Consider the following 21,709-nt stretch of genomic DNA (forward strand, 5'->3'; position numbering starts at 1 on the left):
CGGCCCCAAGCACCCCAATGTGGCGTTGGGTGCGTTGGACGCACCGAACGCCACATTGGGTGCGTTGGACGCAACCAACGCCACATTGGGGTGTTCTGGCGGGGTCAGCGGCGGTCGTAGTCGACCGTGACCTCCGGGGTCGTCGCGCGGGAGCGGCACGTCAGGATCCGGCCCGCCGCGACGTCGTCCTCGGTCAGCGCGTAGCGGACGTCCATGTCCACCTGGCCGTGCCGCAGCGTCGCCAGGCAGGTGCCGCACGCGCCGCCCGTGCACGAGTACGGCACCTCGAAGCCCGCCCGCAGGGCCGCGTCCAGGACCGTTTCCCCGGCGAAAGCCGGGACGCACGTCGTCGTCCCGCCCAGCGTCACCGCCACCCGGGCCGCCGTGCCCGCCGGGTCGCTCGGGGGCGCCGCGCCGCGGAACAGTTCGAAGTGGACGTTCTCCTCCGGGACGTCCGCGTCGGCCAGGGTGCGCCGGGCCAGGTCCACCAGGCCGCGCGGGGCGCACAGGAACCACTCGTCGACCTTCGCCGGGTGCAGCCGGTTCTGCAGCAGCGCGCGCAGCCGCGTCCCGTCGAGCCGGCCGCGCTGGTACCGCTCGTGCGAGATGGCGAGCGCCTCGCCGATCGTGTCGAAGTGCCGGGGCCGGTGGGTGTGCAGGTCGGGGTCGCGCTCGTCGGTGCGGTAGTGGACGACGTGGAGCCGCCCGCCGAACCTCTCCGCGAGCGCGCTCAGCTCCGAAGCGAACAGCGTCGTGGCGCCCGAGGTGTTGACGTACAGCAGCGTCGCCCGGCTGTGCGGCTCCTCGGTCAGCGCGCTGACCAGGATGGACAGGACCGGCGTGATGCCGCTGCCCGCGGCCAGGGCGACGTAGTGCGCGGTCCGCGCGGGGTCCGGGGTGAACGTGAACGCGCCGGACGGCGGCAGCACGTCGAGGTGGTCGCCCGCGGCCAGCGTCGTGGTCGCGAAGCCGGAGAACGCGCCGCCGGGACGCCGCTTCACCGCGATCCGCAGCTCGCCCGAACCCGCCTGCGCGCAGATCGAGTACGTCCGCCGCACGGGGCTGCCGTCGAGCACCGCGCGGACCGCCACGTGCTGGCCGGGCCGGAACCGGAACTCCGGCGCCAGCCGCTCCGGCACCTCGAAGGTGATCTCGACGGCGTCCGCGGTCAGCGGCCGCACCCGCCGCACGCGCAGCCGGTGGAACCGGCTGGGTCCCGTCGGCGGCGGCTCGGGAGCGGTTTCGGGGCAGCCGAGGTCGTCGGTCAGCCGCCGCCACGCGCGGTACTCCGACGGCGTCAGCTCGCGGCCCCACGCCGTGATGATCGGGACGTCGCGGGCCAGGTAGGCCTCGCGGTTGTCCTTCCACGCCCGCAGGTAGCGGTAGAACGGCACGGCGGGGTGGAGGTGGTGCACCAGGTGGTAGTTCTGGAACAGCATCATCGGCGTCATCAGCCACTCCAGCCCCACCCGCACCCGCGTGGTGCCGAACTTGTCGCGCGGCTTCGCGGCGGGCAGGCCGTGGTGCGGCAGCCAGTCGAACCACCAGGCCAGCACGGCCAGCCCGATCCGCTGCGGGAGCACGTATGCCAGCAGCAGCTCCCGGCCGTGGCCGCAGGCGATCAGCACCGCGGCCGCCGCGAATGCCAGAGACAGCACCAAGATCGTCTCCGCCCGTTCCGGTGCCGGGCGGCCGCGCACGCGTGCGGTGTAGAAGCGGGCGTACCAGAAGTCGATCGTCAGCCAGCGGAACGGCAATGACCACCAGGATCCCTGCGACGTCCACGCGTCCGGGTCGGTGTGCGAGTCCGCGTTCGTGTTGCGGTGGTGTTCACTGTGGATGAACCGGAGCAGCGGGAACGACGCGTAGACGGCGACGAACGGCATCGCGAGCCTGCCGAGCGTCTCGTTGACCCACGTCAGCTTTCCTGCGGCGTGGTGCACCGATTCGTGCACCACGGTGAACATCGTGAAGGTGACGATCGCGTGCAGGGGAACGGTGAACACGCCGGGCGCCACCCCGGTGAGCAGCAGCCAGGTCGCGGTGACCCACAGGGCGACACCGCCGGCGAACAGCAGGAGCGTCGGCACCGATACGCGGGGCAGCGGGATGCGCGGCGAAGGCACCGCGGGGGAGGCCGGCACACCGGCCGCGGGCACCGGGGACGTCCCGGAGTCACGCGGCGGGGTATCGACGACGGGCATCGAGCGGTCTCCTCGGTCGAGAAGCTCCTGGCGAGGCGGGAGTCACCGTAGACAACCCCGAGTTGTTTGTAAACGTTCGGGCAGGCTTCGAAAAAAGGTGTCCGCCAGCCCGAATGCAAGCGCCGGGTAAGCTTCCCTTGTGAACGTCGTCACCCCTCCCGCCCCCGTGCGCACCCGGGAACGGCTGCTGGCCGCGGCGTCCGACCTCATCGCCGCGGAAGGCTGGGCCGCCGTGACGATGGGCAAGCTGGCCGCGCACGTCGGCGTCAGCAGGCAGACCGTCTACAACGAACTCGGCTCCAAGGCCGAGCTCGCCGAGGCGCTGGTGCTGCGGGAGACCGGCCGCTTCACCGAGCGCGTGACCGAGGTCGTCGCCGCCTACCCCGGCCGCCCCGTCGACGGCATCACCGCGGCGTTCCGCCAGACCCTCGAAGCCGCCCGGGGAAACCCGCTCCTGGTGGTCGCGCTCGGCTGCCCGAAGGGCGGCCGCGACGACTTCCTCCCGCTGCTCACCACCCGGTCCGAGGGGGTGCTCGAACGGTCCGTCGACACCTTGGCGGCGCTCTTCGCGCGGTGCTACCCGGAGGTGCGGCTGAGCCCGTCGGAATGGACGGTCGCCGTCGAAGCCATCGTCCGGCTGCTGCTGTCCCACCTGGTGCAGCCCAGCGGGTCGGTCGAGCACGCGACCGGGCAGATGCGCTGGGTGATCGGCCGGATGCTCGGCGCCTGACGCTGCAGGTAGCCCCCGCCCCGGCGGCCGAGGCCACTGGCCTAGACTCGGACGTCCCGGCCTGCAGGTTGACCAGGGGCCGTTTCCGCAGGATTGTCCAACACAATCGTTACCGCTCGAGGAGAAGACCTTGAAGAGCACCGTCGAGCAGCTCAGCCCGACGCGAGTGAAGATCAATGTCGAGGTGCCGTTCGACGAGCTTCAGCCGAACTTCGACCGCGCCTACCGCAAGATCGCCCAGCAGGTGCGCATCCCGGGCTTCCGGCCCGGCAAGGCGCCCGCTCGCGTCCTGGAAAGCCGGATCGGGCGCGGCCCGGTGCTCGACGAGGTCGTCAACGAGGCCATCCCGGCGAAGTACATCGAGGCCGTCCGGGCGAACGAGGTGCGCACGCTCGGCAACCCCGAGTTCGACGTCACCAAGCTCGAGGACCGCGACGTCCTGGAGTTCACCGCCGAGGTCGACGTGCGCCCGGAGATCGAGCTGCCCGACCTGGAGGGCTTCGCGATCACCGTCGACGACGTCGAGCTGACCGACGCCGAGGTCGACGAGCAGCTCGACGAGCTGCGCGCCCGCTTCGGCACGCTGACCGGCGTCGACCGCCCGGCCGAGAACGGCGACTTCGTCTCCATCGACCTGGCCGCGACCGTCGACGGCGAGGCCGTCGAGGAGGCCGCCACCTCGGGGCTGTCCTACGAGATCGGCTCCGGCCAGCTCGTCGACGGCATCGACGAGGCGATCATCGGCGCGAACGCCGGCGACACGAAGACCTTCACCACGCAGCTCGTCGCCGGGGAGCACGCCGGCAAGGACGCCGAGGTGACCGTCACCGTCCAGTCGGTCAAGCAGCGCGAGCTGCCGGAGGCGGACGACGAGTTCGCCCAGATGGCGAGCGAGTTCGACACGATCGAAGAGCTCAAGAACGACCTGCGCGAGCGCCTCGGCCGCGTCAAGAAGATGCAGCAGGGCGTCCAGGCCCGTGACAAGGTCCTCGACCAGCTCCTCGAGCGCACCGAGGTCCCGATCCCGGAGAAGGTCCTCGACGCCGAGATCGAGAACCGCAAGCACGACGCGATCCACCCGTTCGACCACGACGAGGCCCAGTTCGCGAAGGCCCTCGAGGCCGAAGGCCGCACGCTCGAAGAGTTCGACGCGGAGACCCGCACCGAGTCGGAGAAGGCCGTCCGCACGCAGCTGCTGCTGGACACCATCGCCGACAAGGAAGAGGTGTCGGTCAACGACGGCGAGCTCACCGAGCGGATCATCTACCAGGCCCAGCGCTTCGGGATCAGCCCCGACGAGTACGTCCAGCGGGCCCAGCAGTCGGGCCAGCTGACCGCGATCTACGCCGACGTCCGGCGCGGCAAGGCCCTCGCGTCCGTGGTCCGCAAGACCACCGTGACCGACGGCTCCGGCGCCGAGGTCGACCTCTCGGAGCTGTTCGGCGCCGACGAGCCGGCCGCCGACGCGGCAGCCGAGGAGACGCAGGTCACCGACGAAACGGCCAAGACTCCGGCGGAGTGAAGCTGTGAGCGAACTTGGGCGGTGTCGGGCATTCCGCGCCGCCCAAGTTCGTTAGGGTCGGTTACAAGATCTCAAGCATCTGAAACGACAGCGGTGGCCGTCAGCACCGGGCCGCCGCCGGCGAAAAGGCAGGCAGACGTGACGCAGCACACGCCCGAGGCGCGGACCGGCACCGCAGGGCTCAACCTCACCGACTCGGTGTTCGAGCGGTTGCTCCAGGAGCGCATCGTCGTCCTCGGCTCCGAGGTCAACGACGAGGTCGCGAACCGGATCACCGCGCAGCTGTTGCTGCTCGACGCGGACGACGCCGAGTCCGACATCCGCTTCTACATCAACTCGCCGGGTGGCTCGGTCACCGCCGGGTTCGCCATCTACGACACCATGCAGCTGATCCGCCCGGACGTCGCGACCTACGCGATGGGCATGGCGGCCTCGATGGGGCAGTTCCTGCTCTCCTCGGGCACGCGGGGCAAGCGCTACGCGCTGCCGCACGCGCGCATCCTGATGCACCAGCCGTCGGCCGGTGTGGGCGGCACGGCGTCGGACATCGCGATCCAGGCGGACCTGTTCAACAAGTGGAAGCAGGAGCTGGCGCGGATCACCGCGGACCAGACCGGGCAGACCGTCGAGCAGATCATCAAGGACGGCGACCGCGACCGCTGGTTCACCGCGCAGGAGGCGAAGGACTACGGGTTCGTGGACCACGTCCTGACCGCCGACATCGCCCGCCCGGGCTCCCGCTGAGCCCGAAGCACCAAGGAGACTTTCGATGAGCAACTTCAGGCTCCCGGGTGACTTCCGGGCCCCGAACATCCCCCAGTCGAGGTACATCCTCCCGTCGTACGTCGAGCGCACCAGCTACGGCGTCAAGGAGTCGAACCCGTACAACAAGCTGTACGAAGAGCGGGTCATCTTCCTCGGCGTGCAGGTGGACGACGCGTCGGCCAACGACGTGATGGCCCAGCTGCTGCACCTCGAGCACGAGGACCCGGACCGCGACATCCTGGTCTACATCAACTCGCCGGGTGGCTCGTTCACCTCGCTGATGGCGATCTACGACACCATGCAGTTCGTCCGCCCGGACATCCAGACGTACTGCCTCGGCCAGGCCGCTTCGGCCGCCGCGGTGCTGCTGTCGGCCGGCACGCCGGGCAAGCGCTACGCGCTGCCGAACTCGCGCGTGCTGATCCACCAGCCGGCCACCGAGGGCACCTACGGCCAGGTCTCCGACCTGGAGATCCAGGCGAACGAGATCCAGCGGGTGCGGCGCCAGATGGAGGTCATCCTGGCCAAGCACACGAACAAGGACCCGGACCAGATCCGGACCGACATCGAGCGCGACAAGATCCTCACGGCCGAGGAGGCCAAGGCGTACGGCATCATCGACGAGGTGCTGCCCTACCGGAAGGCGTCGGCGCTGTAGCGATCCGCCGGGCCGGTGTGTGTCGAGAAGACGACACACACCGGCATCCTGGTTTAGGGTCGTCCTCTGACGTGCTCCCGGAAGCCCGTGGGTGTTCCCGCTCACGGCATCGGACGGGTACCGTCAGTGGCAATGCGTGAGGCTCCGCTCGCATCCACCGTGCGGCAGGGCCGCACCGTCGCAACACAGTCAGGCGTGGAAACCCGCGCCGGAGGGGACGAGGTCAACGGCCATGGCACGGATCGGTGACGGCGGAGACCTGCTGAAGTGTTCTTTCTGCGGGAAGAGCCAGAAGCAGGTGAAGAAGCTCATTGCCGGCCCCGGGGTCTACATCTGCGATGAGTGCATCGACCTCTGCAATGAGATCATCGAGGAGGAGCTGGCCGAGGCCGGCGACGTCAAGCTCGACGAGCTGCCCAAGCCCGCCGACATCCACGAGTTCCTCGAGCAGTACATCATCGGCCAGGAAGACGCCAAGCGGACCCTCGCGGTAGCGGTCTACAACCACTACAAGCGGATCCAGGCGGACGACAAGGCCGGGCCGAAGGACTCCAAGGAGGAGTCGGTCGAGCTCGCCAAGTCGAACATCCTGATGCTCGGCCCCACCGGGTGCGGGAAGACCTACCTCGCGCAGACGCTGGCGAAGCTGCTGAACGTGCCGTTCGCGATCGCGGACGCCACGGCGCTCACGGAGGCCGGTTACGTCGGCGAAGACGTCGAGAACATCCTGCTCAAGCTCATCCAGGCGGCGGACTACGACGTCAAGCGGGCCGAGACCGGGATCATCTACATCGACGAGGTCGACAAGATCGCCCGCAAGAGCGAGAACCCCTCGATCACCCGGGACGTCTCCGGCGAGGGCGTCCAGCAGGCGCTGCTGAAGATCCTCGAGGGCACCACCGCCTCGGTGCCGCCGCAGGGCGGCCGCAAGCACCCGCACCAGGAGTTCATCCAGATCGACACGACGAACGTGCTGTTCATCGTGGCCGGCGCGTTCGCCGGGCTGGAGAAGATCATCAACGAGCGGGTCGGCAAGCGCGGCCTCGGCTTCGGCGCGGAGATCCGCACGAAGTCCGAGATCGAGGAGAGCGACGTCTTCTCCGACACGATGCCCGAGGACCTGATCAAGTTCGGGCTGATCCCGGAGTTCATCGGCCGGCTCCCGGTCGTGGCGACGGTCAGCCACCTGGACAAGGAATCGCTGGTCAGCATCCTCACCCAGCCGCGCAACGCCCTGGTGAAGCAGTACAAGAAGCTCTTCGAGATGGACAACGTCGAGCTCGAGTTCACCAAGACCGCGCTCGAGGCCATCGCCGACCAGGCGGTCCTGCGCGGCACCGGTGCCCGTGGCCTGCGTGCCATCATGGAAGAGGTGCTCCAGCCGGTGATGTACGACATCCCGAGCCGCGACGACGTGGCGAAGGTCGTCATCACCGAGCAGACCGTCCGGGAGAACGTGAACCCGACGATCGTCGCCCGGCAGCCGACGCGGCGCGCGCGCAGCGAGCGCGGCGAGAAGTCGGCCTGACACGGGACGTCGCAGTGTCTGTCGGCGAACCCGCGTCCGCGATCGCGTCGCTTCCGGCGCCGCGATCGCGGGGCCGGTCGGCCGGGCCGGGTTCGGGTGTGGTCGGCTTCGCCGGATCGTCGCCATGCACCAGCGCACTCTCCGGGCCGCACGGGCCCGGAGACCCGACAGGAAAGCTGAATGACTGCTGACTCTTTCCCGGGTCCCGGGGGCACCGCCTCCGGCGGCGGCGTGCAGGCGCCGCCGCCACCGGCCCCGGTGCCCGCCGGGGACGCCCCGGCCGGGACGGTGCTCGGGTTCCGCGAGCTGAGCGAGCGCGTGATCGCGTCGGTCTTCGACCGGTACCCCTGGCTGAACCGCGTGCTGATGGGCATGCTGGCCGTGTTCACCGGCACGTGTGTCGTGGCCGTCGTGGCGCGGCTGTCGCCGTTGCCGCTGATCCCGGTCCCGTTGTTCGTCGTCGGGGGCTACGGCCTGTGGCGGGCCCGTGGGGTGACCACCCGGCGTCAGCTGTTCAGCTGGGTGCTGCTGTTCGCCCTGGCGACCTTGGTCGGCTTCTGGCTGATCTCCGTCGTGGGCCGTTGGGTGGAGTGAAATTCCGTCCGCCGGCCGGGTTTCGATCAGCGGGCGGTGGGGTAAGCCGACTTCGTGGTAGCTGCCCTCAGGCCGTTTCGGCATCCGGCGCTGTTCTATCGCGGTGACACCGAGTACCTCGACGGTGTCGTTCCGTTCCTCCTCGAAGGTCTCGACCGCGGAGAGCCGGTGGCCGCCGCCGTTCCCGGGCGCAACCTGCTGCTCATCGAGAAGGCCCTGGAAGACCGGGCTGACCAGGTCAAGCTGATCGACATGCGGCAGGCGGGCCGCAACCCCGGTGCCATCCTGCCGTCGGTGCTCCACGCGTTCGCCGGCCGGCACCCGGGCCCGGTGCGGATCGTGGGGGAGCCGATCTGGGCAGGCCGCACCGACGTCGAATACCCCGCGTGCGTGGAGCACGAAGCCCTCATCAACAACGCCTTCGCGGGCCGCGACCTGGCCGTGCTGTGCCCCTACGACGTCGGGGCGCTGCCGCCGCCGGTCCTGGCCGACGCCGAGCGCACCCACCCCGAGGTGTGGGGCGTGGCCGGGCCGTTCGTCAGCGCGCGCTTCGACCCCGACGGCGTGCGCGCGGACTTCACCCGGCCGCTCGATCCGCCCGCGGGTGTCGTCGAACGCCGGTTCGACCTGGGGCAGCTGGCGTCGTTGCGGGGTTTCGCCGAGATCTGGGCCGCACGGCACGGCCTGCGCCGGCCGCGGCGGGACGACTTCGCCCTCGCCATCGCCGAGCTGACGACGAACAGCGTGCTCTACGGCGGTGGCACCGGCGTACTGCGGCTGTGGTCGGAGCCGTCGCAGGTGGTCGGCGAGGTGAGCGACGCCGGGACGATCGCCGAGCCGCTGGCCGGCCGCGTCCCGCCCTCGGCGACCACCCTCGGCGGCCGCGGCCTGCTGCTGGTGAACCGGCTCGCCGACCTGGTCCGCACGTACTGGGTCCCGGGCCGCACGACGACCCGCGTCCACTTCTCCCGCTGAACACTCACGGCGAGTCGGGAACGGCCAGGCCGGCCAGGACCGCGGCGCCCGAAAGATAGCGTTCGAGCATCTCGCGTCGCTCGGCGAGCTGCCGCTCCTGATGGGCCAGCTGGTCGCGAACCCGCCGGACGCGATCGACGAGCGCCGCGCAGTCGCCCTCGGGCGGCTTCGGCCCGGTGCACGGAATGATGTCGCGGATGATCTCGGACGGAAGGCCCGCCCGGTAGAGGTCCTGGATGAAGGCGACCTGGCGCACCGCCTGCTCATCGTATTCGCGGTATCCGTTGGCGAGCCGCGCGGCCGGCAACAGCCCCTGCTGCTCGTAGTACCGCAGCGAACGCGTGCTGACCCCGGTGGCCTTGGCGAGCTCGCCGATGCGCATGCCGCTGGCTCAGTCGGTGCGGGGGACGTGCTTGCCGAGGAAGCTGATCACGCTCGGCACCACCGTCCGGTTGAACGGGTCGCCGTGCTTGCCGTGGGCCGTGTGGGCCACCGCCGGGTGCGCCGCGTCGATGTAGCGGCGGACGCCGGTGATGAACGAGTCCTCCGTGCCGCACCAGATGCCGTTGGGCACGGTCTTCGTCTCGTCGATGTGCCGCAGCGGGTCGAGCGAGGTCCAGTCCTGGATGCCGGTGAAGATGTGCCGCTTGGCCATCTCGTCCCACGACGTGATCAGCGCCGGGGCCAGCGTCGCGACGGCGGACGGCGGCTGGCGCCGCTCGACCCGGCGGCGGGTGTACACCAGCGCGCCGAACCCGCCCATCGACATGCCCATGCAGGCGAACGGCTGGCCGGTCGGGCCGGCGAAGCCGCGGGCGCGCAGCCACTGCGGGACCTCTTCCAGCAGCATCGCCATCGGGTCGTCGCCGGGGTGGACCTGGTGCCAGTAGTTGTCGCCGCCGTCGACGGCCACGAAGCCGAACGCCGGGACGGCCTTGCGGGCGACGTCGCTGGCGAGCTGCTTGAGCGTGCCGGTGGGTACGGCGCTGCGGGCGTTGCCGTGCAGGCCGTGCAGCGCCAGCGACATCGGCAGCCCCTTCGGCGGGGTCTTCGACGGCAGGATGAACACCAGGTCGACCATGCGGCCGCGGGCCGCGGAGTAGACGCGTTCGACGCGGGTGCTGCCCAGCTGCGTCGTCGGGTTCGACGACGTCACGCCCAGCGTCCGCTGCAGGGCCTGGCTGAACGGCAGCGTGCCGGTCGCCGTCCCGACGGCGAGGCCGGTCACGGCCAGCCCGGACGCGCCCGCGATCAGCACCGAACGGCGGCTGAGCCACCGCCGGGCGCCCTGGACCGCCTCGGCGACCGCTCCGGCCGGCTCCGCGTCCCCGTTTTGCTCGTTCACCCTGTCTCCGTCCCCCTGGCCCCTCACTAAGGACGCCGCGCACCCGCTCCGCGTTCCCTCGCGCCCCGTTCACCGGGTTATTCGTTATCAACATGCCCGGTGTTTCCGGTTCTCGCCCGCCAAGCCGCCTTCGCGGCCTCGGCCGAGCGCCCGGCCCTGTCCACAGTGTCCCCGAGACCCACCGCCATGGTGATCCCGAGGGGGAGCAAAATGTGGTCTATGCCCTGTTCGCCGGGGCCGAAGTGGCCGGAAGCCTCGAGCGTGACGAAGCCGTGCAGGGCGCTCCACAACTGAGCGGCCGCCTGGTACTCGTCCGCGGGCCGGAACCGGCCGGCCTGGATGGCCCGCTCGGTCGCCCGGACGATGTGGCCGAACGCCTCCAAGCCCTCCTGGGCGGCTTCGCGGCCTTCTTCGGTGGTGAGGTCGGACAGCGTCGCCCGCTTGCCGCCGGGCGCGGTCTGGCCGAACGTCACGGCGAACAGCTGCGGCTGCTCCGCGACCGCCTGCCGGTAGGCGCGGGCCATGGTGAAGATGTCCGCCACCGGGTCGTCGGTCTCCCCGGCCTCGGCCAGGCACTCGGACAGCCGGAGGAAACCGGCCCGCGCGACCTCGTCGACCAGCGCGGCCATGCCGCCGAAGTGCGTGTACACCGCCATCGTCGAGACGCCGACCTCCGCCGCCAGCTTGCGGGCCTGCAGGGCTTCGGGTCCGCCGTCGTCGAGCAGCCGGATGGCGGCCTCGACCAGGCGGGCCTTGACGTCGGTCGCGCGCGGTTTCGGGCTCATGCTTGCCAGTATCCCATAACCCTGTTATACCTGGAGACATAACCGAGTTATGGAAGCGGCCGAGGGGTCAAATCATGGGCAACAAGTTCCTCGAAGGAAACTTCGCCCCGGTCAGCCGGGAGCACACGATCACCGAGCTCGCCGTCACCGGGCGGATCCCCGAGTTCCTCGACGGCCGGTACCTGCGCAACGGCCCCAACCCGCTGTCCGAAGTGGACCCGGCGGCCTACCACTGGTTCATGGGCGACGGCATGGTCCACGGTGTGCGCCTGCGCGACGGGAAAGCCGAGTGGTACCGGAACCGGTGGGTGCGCAACCCCGCCGTCGCGGCGGCGTTGAACGGCGAGGACGCGAGCCGGTTCTGCGGGCTGGACGCGCTCGGCGCCAACACCAACGTCATCGGCCACGCGGGCAAGACCCTCGCCCTGGTCGAGGCGGGCGCGCCGATCTACGAGCTGACCGACGAGCTCGACACCGTCGGCCGCTGCGACTTCGACGGCACGCTGCCGGGCGGCTACACCGCCCATCCCAAGCGCGACCCGCGCACCGGCGAGCTGCACGCCGTCTCGTACTTCTTCGGCGGGGGCAACAAGGTCCAGTACTCGGTGATCGACACGCACGGCCGCGTCCGCCGGACGGTCGACGTCGAGGTCACCGGGTCGCCGATGATGCACGACTTCTCCCTGACCGAAAACCACGTCGTGTTCTACGACCTGCCGGTGACGTTCAACGCCGACATGGCGGTCTCCGCCGGCGTGCCGGGCGCGCTGCGGACGCCGGCCAAGCTGGTGATGTCCGCGATGATCGGCAAGGTCCGCGTGCCGGACCCGGTAACCGCGATGATGGCCCGCAAGATCGGCGCGAACGGCGGCCTGCCCTACCGCTGGAACCCGAAGTACCCGGCGCGGATCGGCGTGATGCCCCGCGAAGGCGGGAACGGCGACGTCCGCTGGTTCGACGTCGAGCCGTGCTACGTCTTCCACCCGCTCAACGCCTACGACGACGGTGACAGCGTCGTGCTCGACGTCGTGCGCCACCCGAAGATGTTCGACACGCAGCTGCACGGCCCGGACGAGGGTGGGCCGACGCTGGATCGCTGGACCGTCGACCTCGCCGCGGGCAAGGTCCTGGAGGAGCGGCTGGACGACCGCGGCCAGGAGTTCCCGCGCGTCGACGAGCGCCTGGTGGGCCGCCGCCACCGCTACGGCTACGCGATGTCGGCCGACGGCGGCGCGGACCCGGGCGGCTCGCTGTTCAAGCACGACTTCCACACCGGCTCACGCGCCGAGCGCGCGTTCGGCGGGGGAAGGCAGCCGGGCGAGTTCGTGTTCGTGCCCCGCCACGAGGAGGCGGCCGAGGACGACGGCGTGTTGCTGGGCTTCGTCTTCGACCCGGCGACGCAGCGCAGCGACCTCACGGTGCTGGACGCGGAGACGCTGGAGACCGTGGCCGCGATCCACCTGCCGGACCGTGTGCCCAACGGCTTCCACGGCAACTGGGTTGCGTCGGCCTAGGTCAGGATGCGGTGGTCGCCGGTGTAGAGGTTCATCGAGTCGCCGCGCAGGAAGCCGACCAGGGTCATGCCGTTCTCCTCCGCCAGCTCGACCGCCAGTGACGACGGTGCCGACACCGCGGCCAGCAGCCCGATGCCGGCCATCGCCGCCTTCTGCACCAGCTCGAACGACGCTCGCCCGGACACCAGCAGGCCGTGGCCGGACGCGGGGATCCGGCCTTCCAGGACCGCCCAGCCGAGCACCTTGTCGACCGCGTTGTGCCGCCCGACGTCCTCCCGGACGACATCGAGCGAACCGTCCGGGGTGAACAGCGCGGCCGCGTGGAGGCCGCCGGTGCTGGCGAACACCTTCTGCCGGGCGCGCAACGCGTCCGGGAGGCCGGACAGGGTTTCGCTCTTCACCGAGAACCCGGCCGCGGCCGGGGAGAAGCGGGTGCGGAGCTTGACCGCGTCGAGCGCCGCCTTGCCGCAGACGCCACACGAAGAGGTGGTGTAGAAGTTGCGCTCGACGCCGGTGTCCGGCGGCGGCACGCCGTCGGCGAGCGCGATGTCGAGCACGTTGTAGGTGTTGCGGCCCTGGTCGTCGACGCCGTCGCAGTAGCGGGCGACCGCGATGTCCTCACGGCCGCCGATCACGCCCTCGGACAGCAGGAAGCCGTGGGCCAGCTCGACGTCGTGCCCGGGCGTGCGCATGGTGACCGCCAGCGCCTTGCCGCCGACGCGCAGTTCCAGGGGCTCTTCGGCGGCGAGCGCGTCGGGGCGGCGCCGGTCCCCGGTCGCGGAGATCCGCCGCACCGGCCTGCGCACGGTCACCCTGCCCATCGGCCCACCCTTCACTGCCCGAAAGTTTGACACTCGTATGGTGCAACATCGGGTTTTTGGTAATACATTCCCTGCATCACTCATCAGAGTACGGAGGGGACTCGATGGCTCTCGGCTTCCTCGACCGATCCCGGACCGTGGCACCCCCAGGCTGGACGCGCTGGCTCGTGCCGCCGGCGGCCCTCTCGGTGCACCTGTCGATCGGCCAGGCCTACGCGTGGAGCGTCTTCAAGCCGCCGCTGGAGAAAACGCTTCACCTGACCGGCACGCAGAGCGCGCTGCCGTTCCAGCTGGGCATCGTGATGCTCGGGCTGTCGGCGGCCTTCGGCGGCACGCTCGTCGAGCGCAACGGTCCCCGCTGGGCGATGTTCGTGTCGATGTGCTGCTTCAGCACCGGCTTCCTGATCTCGGCGCTCGGCGTGGCCACCGGCCAGTACTGGCTCGTCGTGCTCGGCTACGGCGGGGTCGGCGGCATCGGCCTGGGCATCGGCTACATCTCGCCGGTGTCGACGCTGATCAAGTGGTTCCCGGACCGGCCGGGCATGGCCACCGGCATCGCGATCATGGGCTTCGGCGGCGGCGCGCTGATCGCGTCGCCGTGGTCGTCGTCGATGCTCGGCACCTCGCCGGACACGGGCACCATCGCGACGGCGTTCCTGATCCACGGCGTCGTCTACGCGGTGTTCATGTCGCTCGGCTGGCTGCTCGTGCGGGTCCCGGCCGACGGCTGGAAGCCGGCGGGCTGGGAGCTGAAGACCGACCACGGCGCCGCGATGATCACCACGGCGAACGTCTCGGCCGCCAACGCGATCAAGACCCCGCAGTTCTGGTGCCTCTGGGTCGTCCTGTGCTTCAACGTGACCGCGGGCATCGGCATCCTGGAGAAGGCGTCGCCGATGATCCAGGACTTCTTCAAGGGCACCTCCACGCCGGTGGGCGTCGCCGCGGCGGCGGGGTTCGTCGCACTGCTGTCGCTGTGCAACATGCTCGGCCGGTTCGTCTGGTCGTCCACTTCGGACCTGGTGGGGCGCAAGAACATCTACCGCACCTACCTCGGCGCCGGCGCGCTGCTGTACCTGGTGATCGCGCTGACGCAGAACTCGTCGAAGCTCGTGTTCATCCTGTGCGCGATGGTGATCCTTTCGTTCTACGGCGGCGGGTTCGCGACGGTCCCGGCCTACCTCAAGGACCTCTTCGGCACCTACCAGGTGGGCGCGATCCACGGCAGGCTGCTCACCGCGTGGTCGGTGGCCGGCGTGCTCGGCCCGCTGATCGTCAACCGGATCGCCGACGGCGAAAAGGCGGCGGGCAAGGCGGGCCCCGATCTCTACACGATGTCGTTCTACATCATGATCGGCCTGCTCGTCGTCGGCTTCGTGGCCAACGAACTGGTCCGGCCGGTCAAGGAGAAGTTCCACGAGCCCGTCACGGCGGGCGCGGCCGCGAGGAGTGAGGCGTGATGGCGGAGGAGGAAACCACCGGGCCGAACCGCGTGCCGCTGATGGTGCTGGCGTGGGCGTGGGTCGTGCTGCCGTTCGGTTACGGCGTCTACCAGCTGTTCCTGAAGCTGGTGCAGCTCTTCGGCTAGGGCGGGGGCGCCCGGTGCTCCGAGCACCGGGCGCCGCCGGCTCTCAGGCGTCGATGATCGCGTCGCGGAAGGTCCAGTACTGCTCCGGCCCGCCGTTGTCGGACCACTGGATCACGTTCGCGCCGGCGCGGGTGCTGCCGCCGTCCTCGATCGACGCGACCTTGCCGCTCTTGCCGTTGACCAGGCGGTAACTGCTCGGGTACCAGTCCTGTTCCGCGCCGCCGTTGCAGGTCCACTGGACGAGTTCGGCGCCGTTGGCGGTGCTGCCGCCGCCGGAGACCGAGAGGCACTTGCCGCTCTTGTAGTTGACCAGCCGGTGGCCGGACCACGCCCACGCCTGCTCGCCGCCGCCGTTGCAGGTCCACTGGATGGCCTTGGCGCCGTTGGCCGTGCTGCCGCCGCCCGCGACCGACAGGCACAGCCCGCTGTTGTAGTTGAGGATGTTCGAGTAGGTCGCCGCTTCGGCGGGGCCGGTGACGGCGAGGGAAGCCGCCGCGGCGATTCCGGCGACGGCGGCGAGCCTGGCTGACCGAATCATGAAGAACCCCCAGTGCTGGTAACGGAATCCGGTGGCGGCGAGTCTAGGGACGTTGCGGCGCCGCGGAACCGGGGTCAAGATCGATTTCACCGGGCGTTCACCGGATGATCACGGCTGCTGCTCCGTTCCGGTCAGCGCGTTGCGCCGGAGGTCGCTGTGACCTGCCTCACGCGTGCAGCAGACTCCGGTGCCCGGGCGTCTTCAGGGCGTGCATCCACTGGGGAAGATCGTCGTCGCCGGGCTCGCCCTGGTCGTTTTCGGCGGCACGGCGTACGGCTACGCGAACCTCCGCTCCCTCGACGACGTGCCGCGCGACAACGTCATCGACGGGCCGGGTGAGACGAAGCCGGGCGAGCAGCCCGCCGACGGCTCGCTCGACGTCCTGCTCGTCGGGCGGGATTCCCGGAGCGACATGCAGGGCAAGCCGCTGGCGCCGGACATGCTGCGTGAACTGCGGGTCGGCGCCAACGGCGACGACCTCACCGACACCCTGATGGTGCTGCGGATCCCGAACGGCACCAAAGAGGTGAAAGCGTTTTCCATCCCCCGGGACAGCTACGTCTCGATGCCCGGCGGCAAGGGAAAGATCAACTCCGCGTTCGGGCGCGCGAAGGCCGCCGAGGCAAGGCGGCTGCGCACCGCGGGGGAAACGGACAAGGCGAAGATCGAGCAGGGCGCGCTCACGGCCGGGCGGCGGGCGACGCGCCAGGCGGTCGAAGACCTCACCGGCGTCAAGATCGACCACTACGCCGAGGTCAACCTGCTCAGCTTCTACGAGATCAGCAAGGCCGTCGGCGGCGTCGACGTCTGCCTGAAGGAAGCCACGAAGGACCAGAACTCGGGCGCGGACTTCCCGGCCGGGCAGCAGCGCATCTCGGGGGCGGACGCGCTCGCCTTCGTCCGGCAGCGCGACGGCCTCCCCGGCACCGACCTCGCCCGGGTCCGGCGCCAGCAGGTGTTCCTCGCCGGGCTGGCGCGGCAGGTGCTCTCGGCGGGCACGCTGGCCGACCCGGGGAAGCTCTCGGACCTCATCGACGCGGTCAAGCGCTCGGTGGTGCTGGACAACTCCTGGAACCTGCTCGACTTCGTCGCCCAGATGCGCGGAGTCAGCGGCGGCGGGATCCAGTTCGCGACGATCCCCGTGGTCAACGTGGACTACCGGTACGACCCGAAGAACAACCCGCGGGCGACGGCGGTGCAGGTCGACCCGGCCGCGGTGAAGGCCTTCGCCGCGAGCCTGATCGGCTCCGCCGCGCCCAAGACGCAGACCCCGGCCGCCGCCCCGGTCACCGTCGACGTCTCCAACGCGAGCCCCAGGGAGGGGCTGGCGGCCCGCGTGGGCGGGTTCCTGGAGCAGCACGGGTTCGCCCAGGGCACGCCCAAGACGTCCGCCACGCGGCGGACGTCGCTGGTGCGCTTCGGCCCGGACCTCGCCGAGCGCGGCGCCGAGGTCGCCAAGCTGCTCGGCGGGCTGGCGACGCAGCAGTCCGCGTCGGTCCCGGCCGGCCACATCGAGGTGATCCTCGGCACGGTGTACTCCGGTCCCGGCGTGGCGGACGGCGGCGGGGGCGCGCCCGCGGGTGCCGGCGACGAGCCGATCACTTCGGACGGAGTCGCCTGCGTGTATTGATCATCACCATTTCCGTTTGATTCCTGGAAATTCTCCCCGGAATTCCGTGAGGGCCGGACCGCTTTCCGCCCGCTGGACCACGGTGGACCACGCGGGTCACTGGTCTTGACGCTGTGGCCCTGGTGAGGCAGGGTGCGGGGACCGTCGGCGGCCCTACCGGCCGACGGCGCGGGAAGTTCACCCGACCGGTGAGCGCTCCGGAAAGACAATTTCAAGGAATACGGAAAGTCCGGAATTTATGCGCAGCAGCGTCGCCCGCGGTGGGTGGATCTTGCCGATCCTCGCTACAGCCGTTCTCTCTGCCGGATGCCAGTCGGCGTCCGCTTCGGTGCACTACCCCGGCGCGATAGACGCCTGCCGGCTGCCCGGCCCCAACGCCGCGGCGCAGCTCGCGCCCGGGACCGTCGAGATCCCGCCCGACTCGATCAAGACCGCCGACGCCAAGGTCGTGCCGGAGGACCAGCCCGGCGAAGGCACCGACGTCACCCACTGCAAGCGCCTGTTCGCCCGGGACCTCGGCGGCGGGAAGCCCGACCTGGAGGACTACCGGCTGGTCACGATCGCCGTCGTGCGGTTCACCGACGCCGACGCCGACCAGGCCGCCACCAAGGCCAGCCAGCTGATGACCGACGCGCTCGGCGACCACTCGGGCGTCCGGCTCGCCACCGGGGTCGGCGACGAGGCCGGGTTCGCCGAGCAGTGGGCCGCCGTGCGCACCGGCAACGTCGTGCTGGGCCTGGTCATCGCCGACGGCGGCACCGAGGCCGCGCTGATCCCGCCCGCGACCCTGGACAACGTGCAGGCCGTGGTCACGGACATGGCGAACACGCTGCAGCGCGACTTCCAGGGCTGATTTTCAGGGGCGCGGTTCGAGCCGGACCACGATCGCCTTCGACACCGGCGTGTTCGACTTGTCCGCGACCGAGTCCAGCGGCACCAGCGCGTTCGCCTCCGGGAAGTACGCCGCCGCGCAGCCGCGCGCCGTCGGGTACGCGACGACCCGGAAGGCCGGGGCCCGGCGGTCGCCGTCGCGCCACTCGGACACCAGGTCGACCACGGCGCCGTCGGCCAGGCCCAGCGCGGCCAGGTCGTCCGGGTTGACCAGCACCACGCGGCGGGCGTTCTCGATGCCGCGGTAGCGGTCGGACAGCCCGTAGATCGTGGTGTTGTACTGGTCGTGGCTGCGCATGGTCTGCAGCAGCAGCCTGCCTTCGGGTGCCTGCGGGTACTCGAGCGGCGACACCGTGAAGTTGCCCTTGCCGTTGGCCGTGCCGGTGAACTCGCGGGAGTCGCGCGGCGCGTGCGGCAGGACGAACCCGTCGGGCTCGCGGACGCGCCGGTTGTAGTCGGCGCAGCCCGGCACGACCCGCGAGATCCGGTCGCGGATCAGGTCGTAGTCGGTCTCGAACGTCCGCCACGGCACGGCGTGCCCGGCGCCGAACAGCGTTTCGGCCAGCCGGCAGATGATGGCGACCTCGGACAGCAGGTGCTCGCTCGCCGGCTTCAGGCGCCCGCGCGAGGTGTGCACCTGCGACATCGAGTCCTCGACCGTGACGAACTGCTCGCCGCTCGCCTGGACGTCGCGCTCGGTGCGGCCGAGCGTGGGCAGGATCAGCGCGGCGCGGCCCGGGACGACGTGTGAACGGTTCAGTTTCGTCGAGACGTGCACGGTCAGCGCGCACGAGCTCAGCGCCTTCTCGGTCAGCTCCGAGTCCGGCGTCGCCGACGCGAAGTTGCCGCCGACGGCGAAGAACACCTTGCCGCGGCCGTCGCGCATCGCGCGGATCGCGTCGACGGTGTCCCAGCCGTGCTCGCGGGGGACGTCGATGCCGAACTCGGCGGCGAGGGCGTCGAGGAACGACTGCGGCATCTTCTCCCAGATGCCCATCGTCCGGTCGCCCTGGACGTTCGAGTGCCCGCGCACCGGGCACAGGCCCGCGCCGGGCTTGCCGATCATCCCGCGCATCAGCGCGAGGTTCGCGATCTCGGAGATCGTCGGCACCGCGTGCTTGTGCTGGGTGAGGCCCATCGCCCAGCAGTAGATGGTGCGCTCGGAGGAGGCGATCATCCGCGCGACGCGTTCGACCTGCTCGCGCGGGAGGCCGGTCGCGCGCTCGACGTCGGTCCAGTCGATCTCGCGCAGGTGCTTCGCGTAGTCGTCGAAGCCCTCGGTGGCCTGCTCGACGAACGCGCGGTCGACGATCGCGCCGGGCGCTTCGGCGTCCCAGGCCAGCAGCAGGTGGCCGACGGCCTGGAACAGCGCCAGGTCGCCGCCGAGGCGGATCTGGGCGAACTCGTCGGCCAGCGGCGTGCCCTTGCCGACGACGCCGCGGACGTTCTGCGGGTTCTTGAACCGCATCAGCCCGGCCTCGGGCAGCGGGTTGACCGCGATGATCTTCGCGCCGTTGCCCTTGGCTTCTTCGAGCGCCGAGAGCATCCGCGGGTGGTTGGTGCCCGGGTTCTGCCCGACGACGACGATCAGGTCGGCCTGGTGGATGTCCGCGAGGCTCACCGAGCCCTTGCCGACACCGGTGGTGGCCGACAGCGCCGCGCCCGAGGACTCGTGGCACATGTTGGAGCAGTCCGGCAGGTTGTTGGTGCCGAAGGAGCGCACCAGCAGCTGGTAGAGGAACGCGGCTTCGTTGCTGGTGCGGCCCGAGGTGTAGAAGATCGCTTCGTTCGGGTCGGTCAGCGCCTTGAGCTCGCCCGCGACCAGCTCGAACGCGGCGTCCCAGGAGATCGGCTCGTAGTGCGTCGCGCCGGCGCGCAGCACGAACGGCTCCGTGATCCGGCCCTGCTGGCCCAGCCAGTAGTCGGTCTTCCCCCGCAGCTCGGAAACCGGGTGGGCGGCGAAGAACTCCCGGCCGACGCGCCGTTTCGTGGCTTCCTCGGCGACGGCCTTGGCGCCGTTCTCGCAGAACTCGGCCAGCTTGCGGTGCTCGCCGTCGACCTCCCGCGGCTCCGGCCACGCGCAGCCGGGGCAGTCGAAGCCCTCGCGCTGGTTCAGCAGCCGCAGCGCCTTGATCGTCCGGCCGGTGCCCATCTGTTCGACGCTGCGCGCGAGCGACACGGCGACGCCGGGAATCCCGGCCGCCCAGCCCTTCGGCTTGCCCACCTCGAGGCGGGTCTCGTCCACGTCCTGTGCCGGCGCTTCACGGGTCATGCGTTCATCGTCCGCTTCGATGATCGCGCGCGGCAACAGGGGTCAGTCCCCGGTCGGCGACGGTGACCACGAACAGGAGGCCGGTGATGGCGATCAGGGCCAGGGCGAGCCGGTGCAGGCCCGCGGAGTCGGCGTGCGGCCCGTAGCAGAGCGCGATGAGCGTGGAGGCCACGATCGCGCCGAGGTACTGGGCGGTGCGGAACAGGCCGCTCGCGGTGCCCATCTGCTCGGCGGGGGCTTCGCGGTAGAGCGTCGTCTGGTTGGCGACGCTGGTCAGGCCCTGGGCGAGGCCGAACAACGCGGCCAGCGCCAGCAGCGCGCCGACGCCGGTGCCGTCGTGGACGAACAGCAGCAGTGCCGAGCCGCCGGCCAGCGCGACGGCGACGATGACCAGCCGCGCCTTGATCCCGGACGCGCGCCCGGAGAAGGCCGCGGCGCAGACGGCGGTGCCCGACATCGGCAGGAGCATCAGCCCGGCGGTTTCTTCGCTCAGCCCGCGCGCGGTCTCCAGCCACTGCACGTAGCCGAACATGATCGCGTAGATGGCCATGAAGCTCAGCGACTGCCGCAGGTAGGTGCGCAGGATCGCGCCATTGGCCGCGAGCATCCGCAGGTCGAGGAACGGCGCACCGCGGCGCAGCTCCACCAGCGTGAAGGCGGTCCCGGAGGCGGCCACGACGGCGAGCAGCCAGAGGTCCGCGCCGGGGTTCATCAGGAAGAACAGCAGCGCGAGCAGGGTCGCGGAGAACAGCGCGATGCCGAGGACGTCGATCCGGGTGGCGGTGCGCTCGCCGCGGTCGTCCTTCGGCACCCACAGCAGCGCCAGCACCAGCGACAGCCCGGCGAGCGGGATGTTCACGGCGAAGATCGCGGGCCAGCCGAAGAGGCCGATGAGCACCCCGCCCAGCGTCGGGCCGATCACCATGATGGTCTGCGCGGACATCGCCAGCACCGACAGCACGCGCGCGGGCACGCCCTGCCCGGTCGCTTCGGCGTGGTGCCTCAGCACGGCCATCGCGGCCGGGAACCCCGCGCACGTGCCCAGGCCGAGCACGACCCGGACGCCCGTCAGCCAGCCCACCGAGATCGGGATCATGCCCGCGATCCCGGCGACGATCACCAGCGTCGCGCCGCCGAGCAGGACGCGGCGGGCGCCGTAGCGGTCGACCAGCAGACCGACCACCGGCTGCCCGACCGCGGTGGCCAGGTACAGCGCCGAAATGAGCCAGGCGGTCTGGCCGGGACCGGCGCCGAAGCTGTGCCCGATCGGCACGAGCGCGACGGCGATGAGCGTGGAGTTGATCGGGTTGAGCACCGCGCCGGCCACCAGCGGGGTGACCAGGCGGGCG

At 70.7% G+C, this 21,709-nt stretch carries 20 protein-coding genes; 12 read left to right on the forward strand and 8 right to left on the reverse strand.

Annotation, left to right across the window (positions count from 1 at the left end):
• Positions 1-104 precede the first annotated feature (104 nt).
• Positions 105-2,204, reverse strand: coding sequence for a fatty acid desaturase (locus tag AB0G28_RS28445; protein WP_361095428.1), 2,100 nt, complete (start codon positions 2,202-2,204; stop codon positions 105-107).
• Between the two features lie 139 nt (positions 2,205-2,343).
• Here AB0G28_RS28445 and AB0G28_RS28450 point away from each other — a divergent pair, with 139 nt between their 5' ends.
• The 7 genes from AB0G28_RS28450 to AB0G28_RS28480 all read left to right on the forward strand — a co-directional run bounded on the left by AB0G28_RS28450 (position 2,344) and on the right by AB0G28_RS28480 (position 8,976).
• Positions 2,344-2,934, forward strand: coding sequence for a TetR family transcriptional regulator (locus AB0G28_RS28450; protein ID WP_361095430.1), 591 nt, complete (start codon positions 2,344-2,346; stop codon positions 2,932-2,934).
• A 130-nt stretch (positions 2,935-3,064) separates the two neighbouring features.
• Entirely contained in the window at positions 3,065-4,456 is a 1,392-nt protein-coding gene (gene tig / locus AB0G28_RS28455) for a trigger factor (protein ID WP_361095433.1), read from the forward strand.
• Between the two features lie 138 nt (positions 4,457-4,594).
• On the forward strand, positions 4,595-5,200 hold the full coding sequence (locus AB0G28_RS28460; protein ID WP_361095436.1) for an ATP-dependent Clp protease proteolytic subunit: 606 nt from the start codon (positions 4,595-4,597) through the stop codon (positions 5,198-5,200).
• Between the two features lie 25 nt (positions 5,201-5,225).
• A complete protein-coding gene (locus tag AB0G28_RS28465; protein WP_361095439.1) occupies positions 5,226-5,879 on the forward strand; it encodes an ATP-dependent Clp protease proteolytic subunit in 654 nt (217 codons plus the stop codon).
• A gap of 232 nt (positions 5,880-6,111) precedes the next feature.
• Positions 6,112-7,407 (forward strand): ATP-dependent Clp protease ATP-binding subunit ClpX, encoded by a 1,296-nt coding sequence (gene clpX / locus AB0G28_RS28470; RefSeq protein WP_285449452.1) that lies wholly within the window; start codon positions 6,112-6,114, stop codon positions 7,405-7,407.
• 180 nt (positions 7,408-7,587) lie between these two features.
• The gene (locus AB0G28_RS28475) at positions 7,588-8,001 is read left to right on the forward strand and encodes a hypothetical protein (RefSeq protein WP_361095442.1); all 414 of its coding nucleotides are present in this window, start codon (positions 7,588-7,590) and stop codon (positions 7,999-8,001) included.
• 54 nt (positions 8,002-8,055) lie between these two features.
• On the forward strand, positions 8,056-8,976 hold the full coding sequence (locus tag AB0G28_RS28480; RefSeq protein ID WP_361095445.1) for a sensor histidine kinase: 921 nt from the start codon (positions 8,056-8,058) through the stop codon (positions 8,974-8,976).
• A gap of 4 nt (positions 8,977-8,980) precedes the next feature.
• Here AB0G28_RS28480 and AB0G28_RS28485 read toward each other — a convergent pair whose 3' ends face one another.
• The 3 genes from AB0G28_RS28485 to AB0G28_RS28495 form a co-directional block, all read right to left on the reverse strand.
• On the reverse strand, positions 8,981-9,358 hold the full coding sequence (locus AB0G28_RS28485; protein ID WP_361095448.1) for a MerR family transcriptional regulator: 378 nt from the start codon (positions 9,356-9,358) through the stop codon (positions 8,981-8,983).
• A 9-nt stretch (positions 9,359-9,367) separates the two neighbouring features.
• Entirely contained in the window at positions 9,368-10,321 is a 954-nt protein-coding gene (locus tag AB0G28_RS28490; RefSeq protein ID WP_361095451.1) for an alpha/beta hydrolase-fold protein, read from the reverse strand.
• Positions 10,322-10,398: 77 nt separating this feature from the next.
• Positions 10,399-11,106: a TetR/AcrR family transcriptional regulator gene (locus AB0G28_RS28495; protein ID WP_361095454.1), complete on the reverse strand. Its 708-nt coding sequence runs from the start codon at positions 11,104-11,106 to the stop codon at positions 10,399-10,401.
• Between the two features lie 74 nt (positions 11,107-11,180).
• Between AB0G28_RS28495 and AB0G28_RS28500 the strand changes: the two genes are divergently transcribed.
• Positions 11,181-12,620, forward strand: a complete 1,440-nt coding sequence (locus AB0G28_RS28500; RefSeq protein ID WP_361095457.1) for a carotenoid oxygenase family protein — start codon at positions 11,181-11,183, stop codon at positions 12,618-12,620.
• Here the strand turns inward: AB0G28_RS28500 and fdhD are convergent.
• Complete coding sequence (gene fdhD, locus AB0G28_RS28505; RefSeq protein ID WP_361095460.1) at positions 12,617-13,441, reverse strand: formate dehydrogenase accessory sulfurtransferase FdhD; 825 nt, start codon at positions 13,439-13,441, stop codon at positions 12,617-12,619. The two genes, AB0G28_RS28500 and fdhD, sit on opposite strands and share 4 nt — an antisense overlap.
• 104 nt (positions 13,442-13,545) lie before the next feature.
• On the opposite strand from fdhD, the gene AB0G28_RS28510 reads away from it, so the two are divergent.
• Positions 13,546-14,901 (forward strand): OFA family MFS transporter, encoded by a 1,356-nt coding sequence (locus AB0G28_RS28510; protein WP_361095463.1) that lies wholly within the window; start codon positions 13,546-13,548, stop codon positions 14,899-14,901.
• Positions 14,901-15,029 carry a hypothetical protein gene (locus AB0G28_RS28515; protein ID WP_361095466.1) on the forward strand — a complete coding sequence of 43 codons (129 nt, stop codon included), beginning with the start codon at positions 14,901-14,903 and terminating at the stop codon, positions 15,027-15,029. Before AB0G28_RS28510 ends, AB0G28_RS28515 begins: the two co-directional genes overlap by 1 nt.
• Before the next feature lie 43 nt (positions 15,030-15,072).
• On the opposite strand, the gene AB0G28_RS28520 is transcribed toward AB0G28_RS28515, so the two are convergent.
• Positions 15,073-15,567, reverse strand: coding sequence for an RICIN domain-containing protein (locus AB0G28_RS28520; protein WP_361095469.1), 495 nt, complete (start codon positions 15,565-15,567; stop codon positions 15,073-15,075).
• Positions 15,568-15,775: 208 nt separating this feature from the next.
• Here AB0G28_RS28520 and AB0G28_RS28525 point away from each other — a divergent pair, with 208 nt between their 5' ends.
• The gene (locus tag AB0G28_RS28525; protein WP_361095600.1) at positions 15,776-17,197 is read left to right on the forward strand and encodes an LCP family protein; all 1,422 of its coding nucleotides are present in this window, start codon (positions 15,776-15,778) and stop codon (positions 17,195-17,197) included.
• A gap of 328 nt (positions 17,198-17,525) precedes the next feature.
• On the forward strand, positions 17,526-18,050 hold the full coding sequence (locus tag AB0G28_RS28530) for a hypothetical protein (RefSeq protein ID WP_361095472.1): 525 nt from the start codon (positions 17,526-17,528) through the stop codon (positions 18,048-18,050).
• A 3-nt stretch (positions 18,051-18,053) separates the two neighbouring features.
• On the opposite strand, the gene AB0G28_RS28535 is transcribed toward AB0G28_RS28530, so the two are convergent.
• Both AB0G28_RS28535 and AB0G28_RS28540 read right to left on the reverse strand, forming a co-directional pair.
• Entirely contained in the window at positions 18,054-20,360 is a 2,307-nt protein-coding gene (locus AB0G28_RS28535; RefSeq protein WP_361095475.1) for an FdhF/YdeP family oxidoreductase, read from the reverse strand.
• 4 nt (positions 20,361-20,364) lie between these two features.
• The gene (locus AB0G28_RS28540; protein WP_361095478.1) at positions 20,365-21,687 is read right to left on the reverse strand and encodes an MFS transporter; all 1,323 of its coding nucleotides are present in this window, start codon (positions 21,685-21,687) and stop codon (positions 20,365-20,367) included.
• Positions 21,688-21,709 lie beyond the last annotated feature (22 nt).

Origin of the sequence: Amycolatopsis sp. NPDC021455 (assembly GCF_040640995.1) — a bacterium.
GTDB lineage: Bacteria > Actinomycetota > Actinomycetes > Mycobacteriales > Pseudonocardiaceae > Amycolatopsis.